Annotated in this window: 20 protein-coding genes; 5 read left to right on the forward strand and 15 right to left on the reverse strand. The window is 67.0% G+C overall.

Features of this window, described 5'->3' with window-relative positions:
- Together V5A20_RS07235 and V5A20_RS07240 are read right to left on the reverse strand one after the other, a co-directional pair.
- On the reverse strand, positions 1–942 hold a 942-nt coding region (locus V5A20_RS07235), incomplete at its 3' end, for an ABC transporter ATP-binding protein (protein WP_332327015.1).
- A 193-nt stretch (positions 943–1,135) separates the two neighbouring features.
- Positions 1,136–1,420: a hypothetical protein gene (locus V5A20_RS07240; RefSeq protein WP_332315228.1), complete on the reverse strand. Its 285-nt coding sequence runs from the start codon at positions 1,418–1,420 to the stop codon at positions 1,136–1,138.
- A gap of 294 nt (positions 1,421–1,714) precedes the next feature.
- On the opposite strand from V5A20_RS07240, the gene V5A20_RS07245 reads away from it, so the two are divergent.
- Entirely contained in the window at positions 1,715–1,990 is a 276-nt protein-coding gene (locus tag V5A20_RS07245) for a DUF4290 domain-containing protein (protein WP_332315229.1), read from the forward strand.
- 55 nt (positions 1,991–2,045) lie between these two features.
- Here V5A20_RS07245 and ruvC read toward each other — a convergent pair whose 3' ends face one another.
- The 4 genes from ruvC to V5A20_RS07265 all read right to left on the reverse strand — a co-directional run bounded on the left by ruvC (position 2,046) and on the right by V5A20_RS07265 (position 6,251).
- The gene (gene ruvC / locus V5A20_RS07250; RefSeq protein ID WP_332315230.1) at positions 2,046–2,585 is read right to left on the reverse strand and encodes a crossover junction endodeoxyribonuclease RuvC; all 540 of its coding nucleotides are present in this window, start codon (positions 2,583–2,585) and stop codon (positions 2,046–2,048) included.
- A 52-nt stretch (positions 2,586–2,637) separates the two neighbouring features.
- Positions 2,638–3,411 (reverse strand): YebC/PmpR family DNA-binding transcriptional regulator, encoded by a 774-nt coding sequence (locus V5A20_RS07255; protein WP_332315231.1) that lies wholly within the window; start codon positions 3,409–3,411, stop codon positions 2,638–2,640.
- A gap of 255 nt (positions 3,412–3,666) precedes the next feature.
- A complete protein-coding gene (locus V5A20_RS07260) occupies positions 3,667–5,451 on the reverse strand; it encodes a sulfatase-like hydrolase/transferase (RefSeq protein ID WP_332315232.1) in 1,785 nt (594 codons plus the stop codon).
- Positions 5,452–5,501: 50 nt separating this feature from the next.
- Entirely contained in the window at positions 5,502–6,251 is a 750-nt protein-coding gene (locus V5A20_RS07265) for a CDP-alcohol phosphatidyltransferase family protein (RefSeq protein WP_332315233.1), read from the reverse strand.
- A gap of 165 nt (positions 6,252–6,416) precedes the next feature.
- Between V5A20_RS07265 and V5A20_RS07270 the strand changes: the two genes are divergently transcribed.
- The 4 genes from V5A20_RS07270 (at position 6,417) to V5A20_RS07285 (ending at position 11,369) form a co-directional block, all read left to right on the forward strand.
- The gene (locus tag V5A20_RS07270; RefSeq protein ID WP_332315234.1) at positions 6,417–8,702 is read left to right on the forward strand and encodes a tetratricopeptide repeat protein; all 2,286 of its coding nucleotides are present in this window, start codon (positions 6,417–6,419) and stop codon (positions 8,700–8,702) included.
- Between the two features lie 80 nt (positions 8,703–8,782).
- Positions 8,783–9,193, forward strand: coding sequence for a hypothetical protein (locus V5A20_RS07275; protein WP_332315235.1), 411 nt, complete (start codon positions 8,783–8,785; stop codon positions 9,191–9,193).
- 78 nt (positions 9,194–9,271) lie between these two features.
- Positions 9,272–9,619, forward strand: a complete 348-nt coding sequence (locus V5A20_RS07280; RefSeq protein WP_332315236.1) for a hypothetical protein — start codon at positions 9,272–9,274, stop codon at positions 9,617–9,619.
- A gap of 121 nt (positions 9,620–9,740) precedes the next feature.
- Positions 9,741–11,369 (forward strand): trehalase family glycosidase, encoded by a 1,629-nt coding sequence (locus V5A20_RS07285; protein WP_332315237.1) that lies wholly within the window; start codon positions 9,741–9,743, stop codon positions 11,367–11,369.
- 87 nt (positions 11,370–11,456) lie between these two features.
- On the opposite strand, the gene ggt is transcribed toward V5A20_RS07285, so the two are convergent.
- The 9 genes from ggt to V5A20_RS07330 all read right to left on the reverse strand — a co-directional run.
- Complete coding sequence (gene ggt, locus V5A20_RS07290; protein ID WP_332327016.1) at positions 11,457–13,265, reverse strand: gamma-glutamyltransferase; 1,809 nt, start codon at positions 13,263–13,265, stop codon at positions 11,457–11,459.
- A 93-nt stretch (positions 13,266–13,358) separates the two neighbouring features.
- Positions 13,359–13,958 (reverse strand): LysM peptidoglycan-binding domain-containing protein, encoded by a 600-nt coding sequence (locus V5A20_RS07295; RefSeq protein ID WP_332315239.1) that lies wholly within the window; start codon positions 13,956–13,958, stop codon positions 13,359–13,361.
- Between the two features lie 21 nt (positions 13,959–13,979).
- Positions 13,980–15,029 (reverse strand): thioredoxin-disulfide reductase, encoded by a 1,050-nt coding sequence (gene trxB, locus V5A20_RS07300; RefSeq protein ID WP_332315240.1) that lies wholly within the window; start codon positions 15,027–15,029, stop codon positions 13,980–13,982.
- Between the two features lie 101 nt (positions 15,030–15,130).
- Positions 15,131–15,475, reverse strand: a complete 345-nt coding sequence (gene trxA, locus V5A20_RS07305; RefSeq protein ID WP_332315241.1) for a thioredoxin — start codon at positions 15,473–15,475, stop codon at positions 15,131–15,133.
- A gap of 306 nt (positions 15,476–15,781) precedes the next feature.
- Positions 15,782–16,213, reverse strand: coding sequence for an SRPBCC family protein (locus tag V5A20_RS07310; protein ID WP_332315242.1), 432 nt, complete (start codon positions 16,211–16,213; stop codon positions 15,782–15,784).
- Positions 16,214–16,246: 33 nt separating this feature from the next.
- On the reverse strand, positions 16,247–16,825 hold the full coding sequence (locus V5A20_RS07315) for a carboxymuconolactone decarboxylase family protein (RefSeq protein ID WP_332317010.1): 579 nt from the start codon (positions 16,823–16,825) through the stop codon (positions 16,247–16,249).
- 114 nt (positions 16,826–16,939) lie between these two features.
- Positions 16,940–17,572 carry a carboxymuconolactone decarboxylase family protein gene (locus V5A20_RS07320; protein ID WP_332317011.1) on the reverse strand — a complete coding sequence of 211 codons (633 nt, stop codon included), beginning with the start codon at positions 17,570–17,572 and terminating at the stop codon, positions 16,940–16,942.
- A 155-nt stretch (positions 17,573–17,727) separates the two neighbouring features.
- Entirely contained in the window at positions 17,728–18,312 is a 585-nt protein-coding gene (locus V5A20_RS07325) for a TetR/AcrR family transcriptional regulator (RefSeq protein WP_332317012.1), read from the reverse strand.
- A 284-nt stretch (positions 18,313–18,596) separates the two neighbouring features.
- Positions 18,597–19,993: AIR synthase-related protein (locus tag V5A20_RS07330; RefSeq protein WP_332327017.1), on the reverse strand; the 1,397-nt coding region annotated here is incomplete at its 5' end.

Below are 19,993 nucleotides of genomic sequence, written 5' to 3' on the forward strand. Positions count from 1 at the left end.
GCCCGCGGCGGCTGCCTCGCGCATGCGCCGCGCCTCGGCCTCGCCGACCACCTCGACGAAGATCTCGTTCAGGGGCGGGGCGACGCGCTCGTAGCGGTACAGCTCGTCGGTGCTGTCGAGTGCGCGGTCGAGCACCTGACGTGCACTAGTGCCGTCGGCCAGGGTGAGCTCGGCGCGGTGGGCACTTCGGGTGTTGACGCGCACCTGCCCGGCGGCCACGAGCTCATCGACGAAGGCATCGTCGCCGTCGAACTCGAGCACGAGCGTGTTTTTGCCAAATTGCGCCTTCACGTCGTGGAGCGGTCCCTGCAGCACCACATTCCCCTCGGCCATGAGGCAGATGTCGTCGCAGAGCTGCTCCACCTGCTCCATGCGGTGGGAGGCGAAGAGGATCGTGCGGTCGTCGCGGCGCAGCTCCAGGATGATGTCGCGCAGGAGGTCGGCGTTGATGGGGTCGAGGCCGCTAAAGGGCTCGTCGAAGATGAGGAGCGACGGGTCGTGCAGCAGCGTGGCGATAAACTGAATCTTCTGCTGCATGCCCTTCGACAGTTCCTCGGTCGTCATGTCCGCCCAGTCGGTGGCGTCGAAGCGGTCGAGCCAGTAGTCGGCCCGGTCGGCGGCCGTGGTCCGGGAGAGGCCCTTGAGGGTGCCGAGGTAGACGAGCTGCTCCTTCACCCCGAGCCGCTTGTAGAGCCCCGACTTCTCGGGCAGGTAGCCCATGCGCTGCTGGCTCCAGGGCCCCACCGTGCGCCCGTCATAGTGAACCGCCCCGGCGTCGGGCACGGCGATGTAGGTAATCATCCGGATCGTCGAGGTCTTGCCGGCCCCGTTGGGGCCCAGAAGACCAAGGATGCGGCCGGGCTCGGCGTCGAACGACACGTCGTCGACCGCCACGGTGTCGCCGTAGCGCTTCGTCACGTTGGAGACCTCAAGATGGGCCATCGGCAAGGCAAGCCAGAGTGCAGGCGAATCACGCCCTCGTAAAGAACGGCGTACCGAGGGAGAAAAGAAACCCGCTCGGGTCGGCGATCCGACGAGCGGGGAGTACGAAAGATGGACGGGGGACGGGCCGGGACGTGGCGCCTAAAGGAGAGCGTGGGCCAAAAACGGGAAGGGCGCTATAGCTCCGCCATCTTCATAGCTCCGCCATTTTCTCCGGCGGGATGCCGATGAGGTAGCGCTGCTCAATGATCTCCTCGTGCACGTTGAAGAGCCCGGTGCCACGGAAGTCGACAGCGACGTCGGAGCCGTTGATGCGCTTCACCTCGCCGATGCCGTAGTACGAGGGCTGGGGGCCGTAGTAGACGAGTTGGCCCTCGGACAGACGCCCGTCGCGGCGGGCGTCCCGGTGAAAAGCGGGCACCTCGCGCAGACGATCAAGCTGATACGGGGTGGAGGACTCGTCGGAACGGCTGCTCATGACACTTCAGGTCCTGGTGAGTACTGATTCTCTGTACGAGATCTGCGGGACCAGGTTCGCGCAGCACTCGCTCTCGTGCGCTGTTTCGGCCGTGAAAAAGCGAAAACCATTGGGGGCCTCGGGTGCTGTAACGAGAAGCTGTAACGAGAAAGAGGCGAAGGGGCGGGCAACTCTCGATCCGGTCCTGCGTTGGCTCCGTCGTCTGTTGTTTCGACGAACATTGCCCCAGCGCACTCGTCGCCTTCGGTGACGGAGGCGGCACACTCAACGGCTTTGGTCTGAACACTCTCCGCTATGCGTTACGATTCGACGATGGTCGACCGACAGGTGGGCCGCAACGCTGAGCTCTTCGCGCAATCGATTGCCGAGCTCGACACCCCTGAGAAGCGCTACCCATACCTCCGCATCCTCATTAGCCTCATCGACCAGGCCCATCCGGAGTGGCGGCAGGCCCCCAAGAAGGTGGAGCGGATTGCCGAACTCGCCCATGAGTTGAGCGGCAGGCAGCTCGATACCGGAGAGGTTGAGAAGGCGGTTCGGGTGCGGGACAAGGAGAAGGGATACCGCTGAGACAGACGCGGAGAGAGAGTTAGAGACGGGTCCCTGTCCCCCGGCGCCGTTTTCTTTACTCCGACACGCGATCGGGGTTGGCGTCGACGAAGCTGGCCCACCCGGTATAGGATTCGCTGTCGTCGTGGGCGTCGCGATTGCCGTGGCACAGGGCAATCGCGAGGGCGTCGGAGGTGTCGTGGGTGAAGGTCTTCTCCTCGGCGGAGAGGATGGACTGAATCATAAAGCGGACCTGCTTCTTCGAGGCGTTTCCGTTGCCGGTCACGGACTTCTTCACCTCTTTCGGCGTGTACTGGGCCACGGGCAGGTCGCGATTGAGGGCCGCCATCATCGCGGCGGCCTGGGCCCGGCCCAGCTTTAGCATGGACTGGGGGTTTTGGCCGTAGACCGGCATCTCGATCGCAAACTCGTCGGGGCCGTGCCCATCGATGACGTCGACGAGCGCGTCGTAGATGTGCTTCAGGCGAGTGGGGTGGTCGTCGGTGTCGCCGAGGCGAATCGTGTCGGCCGCCAGGAGCTGCTCATCGCTCCCAGACTGGTCAACGAGGCCGTACCCGGTGGCGCGGGAGCCGGGATCGATGCCGAGAATGATCATCGGTCTGTGGGAAAAAGGAAACAGGGCACCCACAAGGTGGCCCGTACCAGGGTCAATGTCCAGCCGCGGGGTCCACGTCCGTGCCGAGAGTCAAGGGGGCGCCGTTGACCTGAAGGGTTGTGTAAACGGCGTCCACGTCCTTGAGGGCATTGATCTTCTCGACCAGCGCCTGCACCTCATCCTGCTCGTCGGGAGCGAGGGCAACAGTCGTGGTCGGCGAGCGCACGAGGTCGGTCGCCTCTACGGTGATCCCGGCGTCGTCCAGGGCGTCTCCTACGTCGGCGAAGGTGTCCCGCGCGGTCGTGACGACGTACGACCCGTCGGCCTCGTCGACCTCTTGCGCCCCGGCCTCCACCGCAACGTCGAAGAGCATCATCTCGTCCGTGGTGTCGGCGGGAATCTCGAGACGGCCCTTCTGCTCGAACAGGTATGCGACCGAGCCGTCCTTGCCGAGGTTGCCGCCGTGGTCGGAGAACAGGTTGCGGAGGTCCTTGACGGTGCGGTTGATGTTGTCCGTCTCGCCCTCCACGAATACGGCGACGCCGTGCGGGGCATAGCCTTCATAGGACACTCGTTCCTGACCCTCCTCTTCCAGTTCGCCGGTGCCCCGCTTGATGGCCCGCTCGATGGTGTCCTTCGCCATGTCCTCGTCGCGGGCCCGCTCCAGGGCCTGGGCGAGGGCCACGTTGGCGTCCGGGTCGCCGCCGCCCTGTCGCGCCGCCTTCTCAATCTCTTGCGACAGCCGGGCCCAGACCTTCGACTTGCGGCGGTCGTCCTTTTTCTTCTTGCGCTTGACTTTCGCCCACTTGCGCGTGTGTCCGGCCATGGAAGGGGAGAAGTGATGGAAGGAGCACAAACGTCAGTCCGATGTCTTCAACGGAAAGCGCCGACAGTAGTTGTCTGTCCCTCGATCCCCAATCTGGTCCTTCGCTGCCCACCGCGGATTGCGCAGCGGATGCGTGAGAGGAGGGGCCAACCGGCGTTCACATCCCCGACGTCCCTCCCTCATGGACCGATGGCATGGGGGGACCAATGAATGACAGAACGTTGTGCGCCCGCATCGGCCTGAGACGTGCAGTGACTACTGCATCAGCAGGGAGGGAGGCACTCCGCGGGGCCGTCGCGGGGGGAGGGCGGTCGTGTCCGTCGGCACGGCGTCCCGGTTGTGGGCGGCCAGCAGGCGGACGAGGAACGAGTACAGCCCTTCCTGGCGAAGCGTTGGGCTCTCGGGGACAGGCCGCAGGCCGTCCGTGAAGCCGCGCTGGCGGGCAGGCCCGACCAGCGTCGAGTCGGTGCTCAGCACATGGAGGGGCACCGTGCCGTCTTGAGAGTCGATGAGGGGCGGCTGGTGGTCGCCAAGCAGGAGCACGAGGCTGCCGGGCGGGGCCTTTTCGGTCAGGTACTCGCGAAGCACGCGCAGCTCGTGGGCCACATGGCGGAGATAGCGCAGCGGCGTTGGCTGGTCGTAGATGGTGGGGGCCGTGATGGAGTCCGGCAGAAAGACCGGGGGGAACGTGTCCGCGTCGGGATGGGGCGAGCGGGTGGCCTCCGTCTGGTCGTTGAACTGTCGCCAGTCGTCGAGGTAGGGCGGCAGGCCGTAGTTCCAGAGGGAGTGGGAGTCGACGGTTTCGAAGAACAGAAAGAACGGCTCGTCGGTGGCCTGCAGGTGCGTCTCGTGGGTGTAGTGGAGGCTGTACTGGTCGGGCGCGTCCGCGAGGCCGTAGGATGGGCCCCGGTAGTTGAGGTCGTCCCGGTAGACTGTTGCATCGAAGTTGTACAGGTTGCGCACCGGGAGGCCGGGCCGTGCGAAGGTAAAGGGCTGGAGGGCGACGGTGCGGTAGCCCTGCCGGCTGAGGAAGCGGACGAGATGGGGCGCGCTGCGGGTCGAACGGTCCGACGCGGTTTGAAACTGGTTGAAGAGCATCTGGTGGCCCATCCGCGTGCCGGTCAAGAGGGACGCGATGGAGAGCCATGATCGCCCGCCCCGGACAGGCACGTCGCTCCGGGCCGTGGCCCGGTGCCAGCCATCCGCGGCGAGAACCGAGTCGGTGCGTTGGATAAGGGCCCGATACGGAGCCCGGAGCGACGGATGGGTGTTGAGGGCCGACCCGTACGACTCGACCATGAGAAGATAGATGGGAGGGCGTCGGTCGAGAGAGAGGGAGTCGTAGCCCGCGTAGGTCGAGTCCACCGGGGCCGTCTGCAGCGAGTCGAGCATGGTTCGGAGGCGCAGCGAGGCCTGGACGTTGGCCACGGCGCGGGTCGTCGTGGTCCGCACGCGAACGCGCTCGCTCGACGACTGGTACGTCATGTTGACCGGGCCAAGCTCCAGGGCCGGCCCGACCACAGCGACAAGGGGCCAGGCCCCGACGTGCACGGCCAGCAGGGCCGCCCGGCACCCCCCATGGCGGCCCGTCCGCGCCACCGTGCGGAGGCCCCACGCCACGAGCCGTGCTGCCCCGAGGGCCCCGGCGAGCGTGAGAACGGCGATGGCCCCCACGCGCCACGACCAGAGGTTCAACAGCAGATAGCCCAGATTGTCAACGTACTGCAGGTCCTCGTAGAGAATGCCGCTGCGGCGGGTGGCGACGTAGACCGTTGCGTCGTACGCCTCGTAGAGCAGCAGGACGCCGACCCCGAGCCCCGCCCCGATCCGGGCTGCCCGGCCCCACTGCGTGCGATGGGCGTAGACGACCGCGGTCCCGAGCACGAGCACCTCTACGCAGAGCGGAAAATACGGGCTGCGGGGGCGCGGCGTGGCGAGGGACGGAAGGAACGGGAGCAGCGTAAGAAGCCCCCAGGCCCCGACGAACGAGAGCCATGCCCGGTCGGGGGCGGAGATCGACGTGTGCCAACGGCTCGACATAGCATGGCCCATTCAGAAGAGGGGGACGCAGCGGCGGGGACGGCCCTTGATCACGACTCCCTCAACGCCCACTGTGGGGCAGCGACCGCCCAAAGCGACCGCCCGAACGAGACGAGCAATGCCGCCGTGGCCACGGCCACGAGCGGGTGCGAGAGGGTTGGGTAGGGAAGGAAGGATGTGAGCAGTGCGCCGACCATCCCCACATATACGTACCGGGCCACCGATGAGCTCGGTTCGGTCTTTCGGGGGATGGGGAGAAGAAAAAGAGTCACCACAAACCCGTAGCGCAGCAGCCCGACGCCCAGAATCCAGAAGGGGAGAACCCCTTGGAACGCCGCGAATCCGCACAGAAGCAGCAGAAAGAGGGAGTCGGTTTCTTTGTCGAAGAACGCCCCGAACTCCGACGAGAGGCGGTACCGCCGGGCCAGCCATCCGTCGAGGCCGTCCAGGCCCAGAAGGAAGAGGCTGAGCGCGACGAGCGGCCACGGGCCGAGGGACGCTGCGGGCGGAAGCAGGCCCAGCAGGCCCACCCGGAGCGCCGTCACGCCGTTGGCAACGCCGAAGGCCCCGGTCGGCGTCCAGCGCCCGCGTTCGATCCCGACAAGCCCCCCGAGCATTGCCGTGCCCACAATCAGGACTGGGCCGAGGGTGTGAAGCCACACGGCCCCCACGACGGTGGGGAGCAGGGCGACGGCATTGACGAGGGACCAGCGCTCGACGCGCGTCGTGGACCGGAAGCGAGACGCGAGAGGGGACACGGAGACGAACACCGATGCAAGCGTGAAAGTAGGGTATAGCACACGCCGTCGATTCCCGACGGATTCCTCCGCGACACAATCGTAACGGCTGCGAACGAAAGGGGCGGGCGGTGGAACTACAAAGGTCCAGTGAACATCCCACTTTATCCGCGCAGCGTGCGGACGCCAGTTGCCCTGTTTGTGCCATGGCACAATGTGCACAGTTCCATGCGTGGTCCTACCCACCTTCTCCACCGTCGATCCCTGGGGCGGGCACTGGCCTGTACGGCGTCCCCGCTGCTCGGGCTGCTTGGGGGGCTTCTTCTCAGCTTCTGCTCCGGGCCCCTCGCTGCACAGGCCCAGCTCCGCGTTCCCGACATCCAGAACCTCGCTGGCGCGCCCCAGGTGGAGGCTGGGGTTGAGTTGCTGCGGGCAGGGCGCCCGGACGCCGCCGCGTCCCTGCTGCGATCGGCGCTGGACACCGATTCTACGCTGGTCTCACCCACCCATGGCGCGGCCGCCTACTGGCTCGGGAAGGCCCACGAGCGGGCCGACCGCCCGGACGAGGCCCAGTCGACGTGGCGCACGGGGGTGCGGACGCTCTGGTCCGTCGGGCAGTTCGACGCGCGCCTCGCCGACGCGTATCTTCGAGGGCTCACCCCCGATCAGCTCCGGGGCGAGCGGCTCTACGCGGTCGACGTGTACCGGGCGCTCCTCGGCCGGGTGGGCCCCGATACGTCGGAGGCCCTGCAGTCGGTCTTTCGCCGTCGGGTGGCGCAGGTGGCGCCCCTTATGGCCGACTCCGCGCTGGCCCGCGTCATCCAGGGCGACCGCACCGCGGGGCCCGAAGGGTGGACCTTTCGGCCGGAGGCGGGGGCAGCCCTGACGGAGTGGTGGCGCGGGTTCGATCCCTTCCCGGCCACCGATGAGAATGAGCGCCTGGAGGAGCACCTCACCCGGCTGGTGCGAGGACGCCAAAACTTCACGTGCGCCGAGCGGGTGAGCGCACTTGACGATCGGGGGCTCGTCCAACTCCGCTTTGGGCGTCCCTACAAGCGGCAGGCCCTCAGTTACGAGGACGGCGAGTTTTTTCGGGAGGTCCATCGCTTTGGGGTCAACGTGCCGCCCTCCAGCTTTCCGGAAAGCGAGATCTGGCTGTACACCCACATCGATGAGTCCGGGTTCTACCTGTTCGCCGAAGAAGACACGTCGGACTGCTTTCGGCAGGCGACGGCCAACGAGCTGATGCCTGGGTACCTGACACGGCAGCGTGCGGATACGGACCGGGGGCTCAACATCGCCTACTCGGCCGTCATGGCCATGCGGGCCATTTACCAGGAACTGGCCCTGTACCACATCAACTTTAGCACGCGGTATTCTAAAATTGCCAACTACGCGGGCTGGCAAGAGATGCAGGCCATGGCCGAGCGCTCCGCAGGAGGGGCGTCTGGGTCGGCCGGCCAGCGATCGACCGAGGTGGGGGCCGGCGTCGGGCAGACCCGGCGCGTCTTTTCGAACCCATCGCTCGGCTTCGACTATCCGACGCGGTTTGTGACCCGGATGGTATCGCGAGCCGAGCGCGAGGACCGGCAGGCCGTGGAGCGACGCGAGGAGGCCATGCCCCGCCAGCACACCACCCTGCTCGACGGGGCCGCACGGCTTCCCGTGTCGGTGCGGACGGCGCGGTTCCTCGACCCGGACGGCACGACGCGGACGGAGGTGTACTGGGGCGTGCCGGCCGCCGAGCTTTCGGTAGAGCAGGGGGACTCGCTGGCGTCCTCCCTGGTCAACCTCTCGGCAACCCGGTACGACGAGGAGCACCAGCTGTCGCAACGGAAGCGTCAGCGGTACCGGGTCGAGGTGGAGGGGGATGCGGATCCGCGCATGATCGTGCCACCGCCCCTCACACTGGAGGGCGCGACGGACCGGTACCATCTCGGCCTGCAGTGGGGCCAGTACCAGCTGTGGCCGTCCGAGTCGTCCGCCGAGAAGCGACTGGGACCCAAGCGCCGGATGGCCACCGCCCGCGCCGACTCGCTGGAGCCCCTCCGGGCGGAAGGGGCGAGCGTGGAGGCGAGCGACGTGAAGGTGCTCACGCTCCCCGACACGACCGCGGGCGCCCTCGCCAATCCGACCGAGCAGGCCACCCCCTACCCGTTCCGCACCCTCTCGACCGACACGCCCCTCGTGCTCTCGTTCGAAGTGTACCACCTGGCGTATGGCGCCGACGACCGGACGCGCTACACGGTGGCCTACGAGGCGGAGGGGGAGACCAAGCGGGGCTGGACGCGGCTCTTCCGGGGCACCGACACGCAACGCACCAGCACCGAGATGACGGTGGAGGGCACCGACCGCCGCACGCAGGAAACGATCCTGCTCGACCTCTCCGAAATTGAGCGAGACGAGCCCCAGGACGTGCGCGTCACGGTCCGCGTGACCGATGAGGTGACGGGGGCGACGGTTTCACGAGACGTTGAGTTTGTGCTCCGCCCCCGCGGGACGGAGGCACCATAATCCCGTGGCGAGCGAGAATCCGTTGCCTCCGAAGGCGCGTACGATCCATCCATATTCCCCTGTTTGCTGTTGTGCGTCCCATGGTTGCCCCAAACGTCGGTGAGCCCTCGGCTTCGTCACACAGTGACGCCCCTTCTGATGAGACACCGCCCGAATGGACGGGCTTCTGGCGGGTCCGCCGCTGGGACGGAGCGGCGCCTGCTGTTCCTACCTACTACGTGGCGACCCCCAACACCTGGGATGTGGTCAAGCAGCAGTCTGAATCCAATCTGCACGTGGCCCCCCACCCGATCTTGGAGATCGACGGAGACACGATTGTGCTCAAGGACGAAGGGGCTGCCGACGACGACGCAGAGCGGTGGCGCGCCGAGGTAGACGGCGATACGCTCCGCGTGACGGCGCTCACCGGCCCTCACGCCGAGGCCGTGGGGGTGGCCGACCGGATTGCGAGGGACCCCCGTGGAGCGACCGCCGACGCGTCGGGTCGCTAATCGACGGGCCAGGCGGCTCCACGGGGCCGCGCCTGGGCTGTCCATTCGTCCAGTTCATGGCGAGCCCGATGTTCCTGCATGCTTGATCGGCTCCTCGGCCGCGTTCACGATACGAAACACGCCGCGTCGGTTCTGCGCGGCTACCTGTGGTGGGGAATCCTCATCCGGGGTGTGTTGCTCGCTGCCCTCGGCACTCTGCTGCTGGTCGAGGGAAATGTGCTGGCCGAGTGGCTCCTGACTGCGCGCGTCCCCTTCGTGGAGCAGGCGGAGGTGCAGGAGCTCACCACCATCTCGTACGGGGTCATCTTTTTCCTGCTGCTGAGTGGTGTGGGGGTTCGGTGGACCCTCCTGTACCGGCTCGACGCCCTTGAGCAGACTGCCGTGTCGGGCGACGCCTTGTCCGGGGAGCCGTCCCCCGGCGAATGAAGCGGGTCCCGGGACAGAGTCATAAATTCGTAATTGCCGCCGGGCCCGCATTAGGTTGAATTGAAGGAGGGTAAGGGGCACGAGCCAATCCACGTTCCGACACGGACTCCACCGATCCGTCATGATTCCCCGCGTCCTCCACTGGCGTCGTCTCGCCGTTGTCCTTCTTCTTGTCGTCCTGGTTGCCGGACCCAGATCAGTGGTCGCCCAGCCGGCGCCCGATCCCACCACACAGGTGGCCCTCCCGGCGCCGGACCAGCTCGACACCCTCCGGGCCTACATCGACCGCACCTGGGGCACCCTCACCCGCTCGCACGAGGACCTTCTCAAGGCCCTGCCCGACGACAAGGTGGACCGCGAGCCCGGCACGCCCTGGCCCCTCTACGTCGCCGCCTCCGAAGACACCGCCGCGGTGGGCCAACGCCTGCGCCGGTCGCTCACGGCCGAGGAGTGGGCACAGGTCGACCTGAAGGTGCTGCCGGAGACCCCGCGGGAGCACATGGATCAGGTCGAGCCGCACGGACTCCTGTACCTGCCGCACCCCTACGTCGTCCCCGGCGGCCGCTTCAACGAGATGTACGGGTGGGACAGCTACTTCATCTCGGTGGGCCTGCTGGAGGCGGGGCGCGTGGAACTGGCGAAGCACATGACCGACAATCACCTCTACCAGGTGCGGCACTACGGCACCGTCCTGAACGCCAACCGCACCTACTACCTCACTCGCTCGCAGCCGCCGTTCCTGGCCACGATGGTGCGCAACGTCTTCGCGGCCACCCGCGACACCTCGTGGCTCGCCGACGCGGTGCCGGTGCTCACGACGTACTACGAGTACTGGACGACGGGGCCGCACCGGGCGGGCGACACCGGCCTCTCGCGGTACTACGGGCTGGGAGACGGCCCGGCGCCCGAGGTGGTGATGGGGGAGCGGGACGCAGAAGGCCAGTCCCACTACGACCGCATCCGCGCCTACTACCGCACCAACGACGTCACGGCCTACGACGAGTCCCTCTTCTACGACGCCGCGGCCGACTCCCTCACGGCTCTTTTCTACAAGGCCGACCGGTCGATGCGGGAGTCCGGCTTCGACCCGTCCAATCGGTTCGGCCCCTTCAACGTAGGCATCGTTCACCACGCGCCCGTCGGCCTCAACAGCTTCCTCTACCGGTACGAGCGCGACGTGGCCGCCCTCATGCACGCGCTGGGCCGGTCCGACGCGGCGAAGACGTGGACGCGCCGGGCGGAGCAGCGCAAGCGGCGCATGGACGAGCTGATGTGGAACGCGGAGGCGGGCCGCTACCGCGACTACAATTTCCGCACGGACACGCAGAACGACTACCATTTCGCGACGATGATGGCGCCGCTCTGGGTCGGCCTGGCGGCCGATTCGCAGGCCGCGGCCACGGCCGAGACGCTCTGGCGGCTGGAGGCGCCCGGCGGCGTTCTTACCAGCACGCGCCGCACCGGCAACCAGTGGGACGCCCCTTTCGGCTGGGCGCCGCTCCAGATGATGGCCGTGGAGGGGCTACGCCGCTACGGCTACGGGGCCGCGGCCGACCGCCTCTCGGCCAAGTTTGTGGGCCTGGTGCACAAGGAGTTCCAAGAGCACGGCGTCATCCTGGAGAAATACGACCTCGTGCAGCGGGAGTCGGACGTGTCCGCGGGCATCCAGTACGGCTACTCTGAGAATGTCATCGGCTTCGGGTGGACGAACGCCGTCGTCCTCCGCCTGCTGCAGGGCGTTAAACGTTAGAACGTTCCAACGTTCAACGTTTCTCGATCCTTGGATAGGCAGTGCATTCGGGACTTCAGCACCGCAACAGAATGTGCGGATGTCCTGTCAGTAGCCGACAACGTACCCGTCCTTCCGCATCTCGGTGCCGCCCCAGTAGACGTCCTCCTCGGGGTCCCACATGATGGCCTGATAGCCGCCGTAGCCCCCGGCACCGACGCTCATGCTATGTCCCCGGCCGCGCAGGGCATTGACCACCTCCTCCGACACGCCGCTCTCCACGCGGAGCGTCCCGCGGCCGTCCATGGCCTCCCCGGTGGGGCTGCTGCTGCCGTAGTGCCGGTAGCGCGCCGCGTCGCCCGCCGCCTGCACGTTGAGGCCGAAGTCGACGATGTTGCTGAGCACCTGCACGTGGCCCTGCGGCTGCATGCCGCCGCCCATCACGCCGAAGCTGAGGAACGGCTCCCCGTCCTTCATCGCGAAGGCCGGGATGATGGTGTGGAAGGGCCGCTTGCCCGACTCGTAGACGTTGGGGTGGCCCTTCTCCATCGTGAAGAGCGCGCCGCGATCCTGCAGCATGAAGCCGAGGCCGTCGGGGACGAGGCCGCTGCCCATGCCGGCGTAGTTGCTCTGGATGAGCGAGACCATCATGCCGCTGGAGTCGGCGACCGTCAGGTAGATGGTGTCGCCGCTGTTCAGGCGCTCGCGCATGGTCGGGTCCAGGTCCGAGGTGGACACCGAGCGGGGGTTCCCGGCGTTCGGGGCGGACAGCACTTCGTCCATCTCAATGAGCTGCCGCCGCCGTTCGCCGTATTCTTCGGAGATGAGCTCCTGTACGGGCACATCGGCAAAGTCCATGTCCGCGTAGAACCGAGCCCGGTCCTCGAAGGCGAGCTTCTTGGCCTCCGCCTGCACGTGGAGGTAGTCGGTGGAGTTGAGGCCCATGTCCGCCACGTCAAAGCCCTTCAGGATCTGGAGCATCTGCAGTGCGGCGATGCCCTGGCCGTTGGGCGGCAGCTCGTAGACGTCGACGCCCCGGTAGTTGACCGACACCGGGTCGACCCAGTTGGCCTCGTGCTGCCGGAGGTCCTCCATCCGCAGGTAGCCGCCGGTGCGCTCGGCGTAGTCGGCGATCGTCTGCGCGATCTCGCCCTCGTAAAACGCATCCGTGCCGTTCTGGGCGAGGGTCTCCAGCGTGCCCGCGAGGTCGGGGTTGCGGAAGATCTCCCCCTCCTCTGGCGCCCGCATCTCGCCGTTCTCCCCCTCGATCAGGTAGGTCTCCTTCCAGTTTTGGCTCTCCGGCAGGAGGTCGCTGTTCTCGCGGAAGCTCTCGACGTTGCCCTGCCAGTAGTAGGAGATCACCTGCGAGAGCGGAAAGCCGTCCCGGGCGTACTCGATGGCGGGGGCCAGGTCGTCCTCGAGCGGCAGCCGGCCGAACCGCTCGTGCAGCTTGCCCCAGCCGCTGGCCGTGCCGGGCACGCTCACTGGCAGGTGGCCGAGCAGCGGAATCTGGTCGCGGTCGCCCAGTTCCCGCTGCAGGTCGTCGTAGGAGAGACCCCGTGGGGAGCGGCCGCTGGCGTTGAGGCCGTAGAGGGAGTCGGTCTCCGGGTCGTAGACGATCGCGAAGAGGTCGCCCCCGAGGCCGTTGCCGGTCGGCTCCATGAGGCCGAGCGCCGCGTTGGCGGCGATGGCGGCGTCGGCGGCACTGCCGCCCTGCTTCAGCACGTCGACGGCGATCTGGGAGGCGAGCGGCTGGCTGGTGGCGGCCATGCCGTGCTGGGCCGTCACGGGACTCCGGGCGTAGTCGGGGCCCGTGAGGCGGTCGCCGCCGCCTGTCTCGGGTTGGGCCGCGGCGGGCAGGGCGAGTAGGGACGCAAGAAGGGCGAAGGGGAGGGCCGTTCGCAACAGTTGAGACATGGAGGGGTGGGCGTAAACAGATTGACAGTGATAGATTCCCAGGCCATCGAGTGGCCTGGGGGCACCCCCCTCGTCGCCCCAGACGCACGATTGTTACCGCACGCGGATGCGCTCGCCGGGCTGGAGGGAGGCGGACAGATCGTTGAGGCTGCGGAGCTGCCGGACGGACACCCCGTACCGGCGGGCAATGTCCGAGAGTGTGTCGCCGCGTCGGACCGTGTGATGGGTGGCGTCCGATGACGAGGGATCGTCCGCCTCCGCAGCCGGACGCCCGTCGACGGTCACGTCGTTTGTGACCGCGGCGACCCCGTCCAGGGCCGACGTCACGCGCGCGGCAGCCCGATGCTGCTCGCGGGTGTTCACGTCACCGCCCAGCGTGAGGCGGCCCCGCACGACCGACGCGGAGAAGTCAAAGCGACGGAGCGCCTGGTGCCGGGCGAGGGCCTGCTTGGCGCGGGCCGCCACACTTGCGTCCGCAAGCCGCTGGGAGACGGATCGGGCGTCCCTGTCGGTGGGGGGAGGCTCCTCTTCGGCGGGCGTTCGCTGCGCGGACGAGTCGGAGGCCTTGAGCGCTGTCTCCACGGCCGTCGTGTCCGGCGGAGAAGAGGAGCGTGACGAGCCCGGCGTGCAGGCCGAAAGGCCAATGCCGAGCACGAGACTTCCGAGAAGACCAAAAAACGAGCGGGCAGACATCAGCACGCGACGGGGGGAACGTTAGGCTTCCACGGGCTGCCGTTCGGCGTCGGGGGCCGGGGCCTCGGCCACGCCGTGCTCACTCAGCCACCGCTCGGCGTCGATGGCGGCCTTGCAGCCGGTGCCGGCGGCTGTCACGGCCTGGCGGTACTCATCGTCCTGCGCGTCGCCACAGGCGAAGACGCCGGGCACGTTCGTGTAGGTGGTCGCGCCCTCGGTCTGGATGTAGTTGTTCTCGTCCATCTCCATCCACCCCTTGAACGGATCCGTATTGGGTGTGTGGCCGATGGCGAGGAAAAAGCCCGTCACGTCGTCCATGACACGCGTCTCGCCGGTGTCGTTGTTGATCACCTCGATGCCTTCGACCGCGTCCTCGCCGAGGACGTCGACGACCTCTGTATTCCAGACGAACTCGATCTTGTCGTTATCGAAGGCCCGCTGCTGCATGATCTTCGAGGCCCGCAGCTCGTCGCGGCGGTGCAGGACGTAGACCTTCTCGGCAAACTTCGTGAGGAAGGTCGACTCCTCCATTGCGCTGTCGCCGCCGCCCACCACGGCCACCGTCTCCCCGCGGAAGAAGGACCCGTCGCAGGTTGCGCAGGCACTCACGCCCTTGCCAATGAGGCGCTGCTCGTTCTCCAGCCCGAGGTACCGGGCCGAGGCGCCGGTGGATACGATGACGGTTTGGGCGTAAATGGGCGTTTCGCCGTCCACCAGCAGCCGGTGGGGCCGCTCGCGGAAGTCGACGTGCGTGACCGTGCCGTAGCGAGACTCAGTCCCGAACCGCTCGGCCTGCTCCTGGAACCGGTCCATCATCTCCGGGCCCATCAGGCCCTCCGGGAAGCCGGGATAGTTCTCCACGTCGGTCGTCGTGGTAAGCTGGCCGCCGGGCTCCGGACCCATAAAAATCAGCGGATTCAGATCGGCGCGGGCCGTGTAGAGCGCCGCCGTCCAGCCGGCGGGACCGGTCCCAACCACGACTACGTCTCGCATTTCCGCCTCTGAGAAGTCGACGTCGTCGAAGGCCGTGAGGTCCGGGTGTCCGTTCGTAAGGGTGCCGTTGTCGTGCATCGGGAACGTGTCGGGGGTTGGGGGAACAAATCTCGAACTAGAAATGACGAGCGCCGAGAGAGATCTCACGCGGCGCTCGCCATTTGCCATTCGAAACGGAGCTACGCCGGTTGGCCGACGAGCGCCTCCAGGTTCTCCTGCAGGGGCTGCTTGCCCGCGGCGCCCACGAGCTGCTCCTGGGCCTCGCCGTCCTTGAAGAACAGGAGGGTCGGAATGGAGCGCACACCATACTCTTGCGCGGTCTGCGGGTTGTCGTCGACGTCGACCTTGCCGACCTTGGCGCGGCCGTCAAACTCGTCGGCCAGCTCCTCAACGATTGGGGCGATCTGGCGGCACGGGCCGCACCAGGTGGCCCAAAAGTCCACGAGCACCGGCTGGTCGGCGTTCAGAACTTCGTCTTCGAAGTTGTCGTCGGTCAGGGTAAGTACGTTGGCACTCTCGGCCATAAGTGAGGGAACGTGTTCTGTGGAGAAGAAAGTGAGCATCTCGGCGCACCCCGTGCTGTACCGCCGAGGCCTCCAGCGGTTTCTCAGTGGGGACCTCCGCGCCAACACGACACATGTGTATTAGCACAAAGAAGATGCCACGCCGAACGCGGAGACTGTGTGGCGGGGAGGCCCCCGGTTCCGTTACGAGACGCGGGGCCCGACGCCTGGACATCACGACGAATTGGCAGATTCGTTGCACGCCTTGGTCCCTCGGAACGAGGCATCGCGGCACGTCCGGGGGCAGCCCTGCCGGGCGTCTCGTCTCTACTGTGCCGAGCGGGGGATGCAGCGCTGCTTCAGTCCCGCCAGCCCGGCTGCGTAAAGCTCTGAGAATGTGGCAGCGACCGCCTCTTCTGGAGGGTCTACGACATCGAACGTGGAGGCCCAGGTGACCGCACAGGACGACGCGTCGATCGAGTCGACCGAGAGCCGCCCTTCGTAGTTCTTCACCGGGAGCGGGCCCTCTACGAGCGTGTATCGGAGCGTGCGGTCCGCCTCGTCGCGGCCCGTCAGGCGCTCGGTGACCTCCCCGCCGTCGGCGAGAGTGAGGGTGCGCTCGGCGCCGAGGCCCTCTCCGGAGAGGCAGGCGCTGGTGATGGGGGGGACGTAGTCGTCGATCGCGCCGAAGTCGCGGACGATCTGCCACACGGCATCGGCGGGGGCGGGAATTTCGATCTGTTCTTTGACAGAAGCCATGAGGAAGAACGATTGATGAACGAGAACGGCGCACTATGCCTCGGCGTCCGCGATGACGTCCGCAACAGGGCGTTTGAACAGCGTAGGCTCGGCAATGCCGAGAGCGTCGCCGACGCGACCAATCATGAGAAAGGTCGTGATGACGGCGTTGGCCTCCAGGAGCTGTCCGTTGTCCCAGTGGGTGCGAAGCTCCTCCCATAGCGCATCGGGCACAGCGTTGGCGTCCTCGTCGGTCTGCTCGACGAGTGCAAACACCGTGCGCTCCCCGTCGGTGAAATGCTCGCTCGTTTGCCAGAGCGAGTGGGCGACGTCGCCGATCTTGGCCTCGGGCACGCCTAGCTCGGCGGCGAGGCGCTCGTGGGCCCCGTAGCTGTAGTGGCTCCCGGATGCACGGAGCGTCTTGAGAATGACGAGCTCCTTGAAGCCCCAGTCGAGCCGGCCTGGGCCGAGAGACTGGATCAAAAAGTCGGTGACGGTGCGGCACATGGCCGGATTGCTGGCCAGGGTGCGCACGAGGTTGGGCAGGTGTCCGAAGTAGGCCTCGGCGCGATCGAGCACGTCGTCGAGCTCATCGGCGGTCTGAGTGCGGTCGAGGGGGGCGGTCGCAGGCATGAGAGTCGGGGGAGGTCGATTGAAGAGAGCAGGGAATGGCGCGGGGAGGTCAGGTTGGAGGCCGGACGTCACGACGTGATGGGGCACGACCCACGACCAGTGACCTGCATCCCGCTACGCGCCAGAATGCTGCTTAAAGTGCTCGAAGTGCTCCTGGGCGGCGGGCGACTCCGGAGGCTCCTCTTCGAAGAGCACCGGGTCGTGCCCGTGGAACGCCTCCTCAAGCTCCACCCCCATGGCGTCGCCGAACTTGCTCACCTGGAGGTACGCGCCGATGGTCGTCAGAATTTCGACAATCTGCCCGTCGTCGTAGTGCTCTCGGACGCGGGGCCACACGTCGGACGGAATGCCTTCCGGGTCGAGCACCACGTGCGCACAGAGGTCGAGGATGGCCACCTCGGCGTCGGTGTAGTGGGGGCTGTCGCGGTACTCGACGCCCACGATGTCGGCCTGCTTTTCGCGGGAAATGCCGAGCCGGCTGCTCACGGCCTCATGCTGGGTGACGCAGTAGAGGCAGTCGCCCATCTTCGTCGCCTTCAGGATGAGCAACTCCTTCGTCTTCCAGTCGACCTGCCCGTCTTTCAGAATCTCGAAGAAGATCTCCCACATCTTCTCGGCGATCTCCGGGGCATTGCCCGAGATCTTGAAGATGTTCAGGACCATCTCAAAGCGGGCCTCGGCCTTGTCGTAGACCTCTTCGGTGACCGGATCGGCCTCGTCCGGTTCGATGTAGGGTAGCTGGGCCATGGGAGGGAAGGGTTTTGAGGAGAAGATTTAGGACCGTTCGGTTCAAAACAGTGGCTACGAAAATCCGGGGGTGCTTTGAACGTCGGGGCTGAGGGTGGAGAAGGGCGTGCCACGGTTCCTCGTGCAGTGGATCCGTGGCCGGCAGGGCAGATCCGTTACGCGTCGAGCGCGGAGAGCGTCACCTCGATGATGTCCCGGAGCTTGTCGGCCGAGGCGCCGGCCTTCCGCATCGCCAGGAGGCCGCTCCGGCTGCTCACGAGGTAGCGGGCGAGGGCACCGGCGTCCGTCGCGTCTGGAATGTCGCCGTCGCGCTGGGCTCGCTCGACGGCCGTCCGGAAGACTGTCTCGAACTGCTCGGCCCCGCGTTGCATGCGCCGGGCGACCGCCGCCTCGCGCCGCTCGATGTCGCCGGAATCGTTCATCACGAGGCAGGGACGCCGTCCGTGGGGCCGGTCGAGCCCACGGGCGAGGTTCCGAAATACCGCCTCGATGAAGGCGCGCCCGGACTCGGCCTGCGCCAGGTCACGCATCATCCGGTCCACGATGCGGGCCCGATAGCGGTCGAGGCACTCCAGGTAGAGGTCGCCCTTGCTGTTGAAGGTCTGGTAGAAGCTGCTCTTCGAGAGCTCCATCGCGTCCAGAAGGTCGCGCAGCGACGTGGCGTCGTAGCCTTTCGTCCAGAACACTTCGACGGCCTCGTCGAGCGCATCCTCGGTGTCAAATTCGCGGGGGCGAGCCATGTGGGTCCGCACGTATGCTTTGGCAATAACGACGCGCCAGGCCCCGATCTGGAGCCTGTCCGCCCGTACGGGGCATAGGATCCAAATCAAGTTTGGAGCGACGCAGGGAAGAGGAGCGCCCCAGGAGGGAGGGCTTCAAGAATCTCCCAGAGCACGAGCGCAAGTCCAGTAGGTGTAGAGAAATCCGAGGACTGGCGCAGCTCTAGTTTAGAACCAAACAGTCCAGAAAGTCAAAAAGAGCCCGGGCTACAGAGAGAATGCGGCGGCACGTGGGCAGTTGAGGATCAGCCCTGCGGTCCTTGCACCGCTTCCGGGATGGCGGTCTCGTAGGGCTGTGCGAGGATGTCACAGGGAGCGTCGATGACTGTGCTCCCTCCTACGGTGACGCGAAGGCCGCTTTCCGTTACGGTGCCGAACCGGTGAGACTGCACGCCGCCGTGGTCGTTCAGTGTGGCGTCGAGCGCCGCCACGTCGTCGGGCCGCACCGACAGCACGACGCGCGACTGCGCTTCGCCGAAGAGGGCAGCGTCGAGCCGATGCTCGCCGGTGTGCGGGAGGGTGACGTCCGCGCCGAGGCCGTCACTGTGGAGGACCGATTCGGCCAGGCAGACGGCCAGTCCGCCGTCGGACACGTCGTGGGCGTGCTGCACGATCCCGTCCCGGATGAGGGCCCGCGTGGCGGACTGTACGGCCACCTCCTCGTCCAGATCAAGGTGTGGGGCGTCGCCCGTCGTGCGGTCGTGGACGGTCGACAGGTATTCGGTGCCGCCGATGCTGTCGGGATGGGTCCAGCCAGTCGGGGTGAGCAGCACCAGCACGTCGCCTTCGTTCTGCAGGGCCGCCGTAGTGGGGTGGGTCTCAATGTCATCCACCACGCCGAGCATGCCGATGGTAGGGGTGGGGTAGATCGCGCCCTCGGGGTGCTCGTTGTAGAGCGACACGTTGCCGCCGGTCACCGGCGTGCCGAGGGCCCGGCAGGCGTCGCCCATGCCGCCAATCGCTTCGGCGAAGGTCCAGTAGACCTCCGGGTCGTGGGGGGTGCCGAAGTTGCAGCAGTTGGTGATGGCGACGGGCGTGCCGCCGGCGCAGGTCACGTTGCGTGCCGCTTCGGCGACGGCGATCTGCGCGCCGCGCCGCGGGTTCAGGTAGACGTAGCGCCCGTTGCAGTCCGTCTTCACGGCGAGCCCCTTGCCGGTGTCCTTTAGGCGCACCACCGCCGCGTCGCTGGCGCCGGGGCCCACCACGGTGTTCGTACGCACCATGGTGTCGTACTGCTCGTGCACCCACCGCTTGGAGGCGATATTGGGGCTGCCGAGGAGCGTCGTGAGGGTGTCCTGCGCGTCCGAGGGGGCGAGGTCCGGCACGTCACCTGTGTCGAACGCGCGCGCCTCCTCCAGGTAGGTGGGGCGTTCGGTGTCGCGCTCATAGACGGGCACGTCGTCGCCCGCCACGTGGGCCGGGTCGAGCGTCGCCACTTCGTCGTCGTGCCAGTAGGCCCGGACGCGCCCGGTGTCGGTCACGGTGCCGATGCGCTGGGCGTTGAGGTCCCATTTGCCGTAGATCTCGGCGAGCGCTTCTTCATCGCCGGGGGTGCAGACGACGAGCATGCGCTCCTGGCTCTCCGAGAGCATGATCTCGTAGGGCGTCATGCCGGTCTCGCGGGTCGGCACGCGGTCGAGGT

The sequence above is a fragment of the Salinibacter sp. genome (assembly GCF_036626415.1).
Classification (GTDB): domain Bacteria; phylum Bacteroidota; class Rhodothermia; order Rhodothermales; family Salinibacteraceae; genus Salinibacter.

Excerpts from the sequence above, each read along its gene's own strand:
- V5A20_RS07240 (WP_332315228.1), bottom strand. The coding sequence starts at position 1,420 with ATGAGCAGCCGTTCCGACGAGTCCTCCACCCCGTATCAGCTTGATCGT.
- V5A20_RS07245 (WP_332315229.1), top strand. The coding sequence starts at position 1,715 with ATGCGTTACGATTCGACGATGGTCGACCGACAGGTGGGCCGCAACGCT.
- ruvC (WP_332315230.1), bottom strand. The coding sequence starts at position 2,585 with ATGATCATTCTCGGCATCGATCCCGGCTCCCGCGCCACCGGGTACGGC.
- V5A20_RS07255 (WP_332315231.1), bottom strand. The coding sequence starts at position 3,411 with ATGGCCGGACACACGCGCAAGTGGGCGAAAGTCAAGCGCAAGAAGAAA.
- V5A20_RS07260 (WP_332315232.1), bottom strand. The coding sequence starts at position 5,451 with ATGTCGAGCCGTTGGCACACGTCGATCTCCGCCCCCGACCGGGCATGG.
- V5A20_RS07270 (WP_332315234.1), top strand. The coding sequence starts at position 6,417 with ATGCGTGGTCCTACCCACCTTCTCCACCGTCGATCCCTGGGGCGGGCA.
- V5A20_RS07275 (WP_332315235.1), top strand. The coding sequence starts at position 8,783 with ATGGTTGCCCCAAACGTCGGTGAGCCCTCGGCTTCGTCACACAGTGAC.
- V5A20_RS07280 (WP_332315236.1), top strand. The coding sequence starts at position 9,272 with ATGCTTGATCGGCTCCTCGGCCGCGTTCACGATACGAAACACGCCGCG.
- V5A20_RS07285 (WP_332315237.1), top strand. The coding sequence starts at position 9,741 with ATGATTCCCCGCGTCCTCCACTGGCGTCGTCTCGCCGTTGTCCTTCTT.
- ggt (WP_332327016.1), bottom strand. The coding sequence starts at position 13,265 with ATGTCTCAACTGTTGCGAACGGCCCTCCCCTTCGCCCTTCTTGCGTCC.
- V5A20_RS07295 (WP_332315239.1), bottom strand. The coding sequence starts at position 13,958 with ATGTCTGCCCGCTCGTTTTTTGGTCTTCTCGGAAGTCTCGTGCTCGGC.
- trxB (WP_332315240.1), bottom strand. The coding sequence starts at position 15,029 with ATGCACGACAACGGCACCCTTACGAACGGACACCCGGACCTCACGGCC.
- trxA (WP_332315241.1), bottom strand. The coding sequence starts at position 15,475 with ATGGCCGAGAGTGCCAACGTACTTACCCTGACCGACGACAACTTCGAA.
- V5A20_RS07310 (WP_332315242.1), bottom strand. The coding sequence starts at position 16,213 with ATGGCTTCTGTCAAAGAACAGATCGAAATTCCCGCCCCCGCCGATGCC.
- V5A20_RS07315 (WP_332317010.1), bottom strand. The coding sequence starts at position 16,825 with ATGCCTGCGACCGCCCCCCTCGACCGCACTCAGACCGCCGATGAGCTC.
- V5A20_RS07320 (WP_332317011.1), bottom strand. The coding sequence starts at position 17,572 with ATGGCCCAGCTACCCTACATCGAACCGGACGAGGCCGATCCGGTCACC.
- V5A20_RS07325 (WP_332317012.1), bottom strand. The coding sequence starts at position 18,312 with ATGGCTCGCCCCCGCGAATTTGACACCGAGGATGCGCTCGACGAGGCC.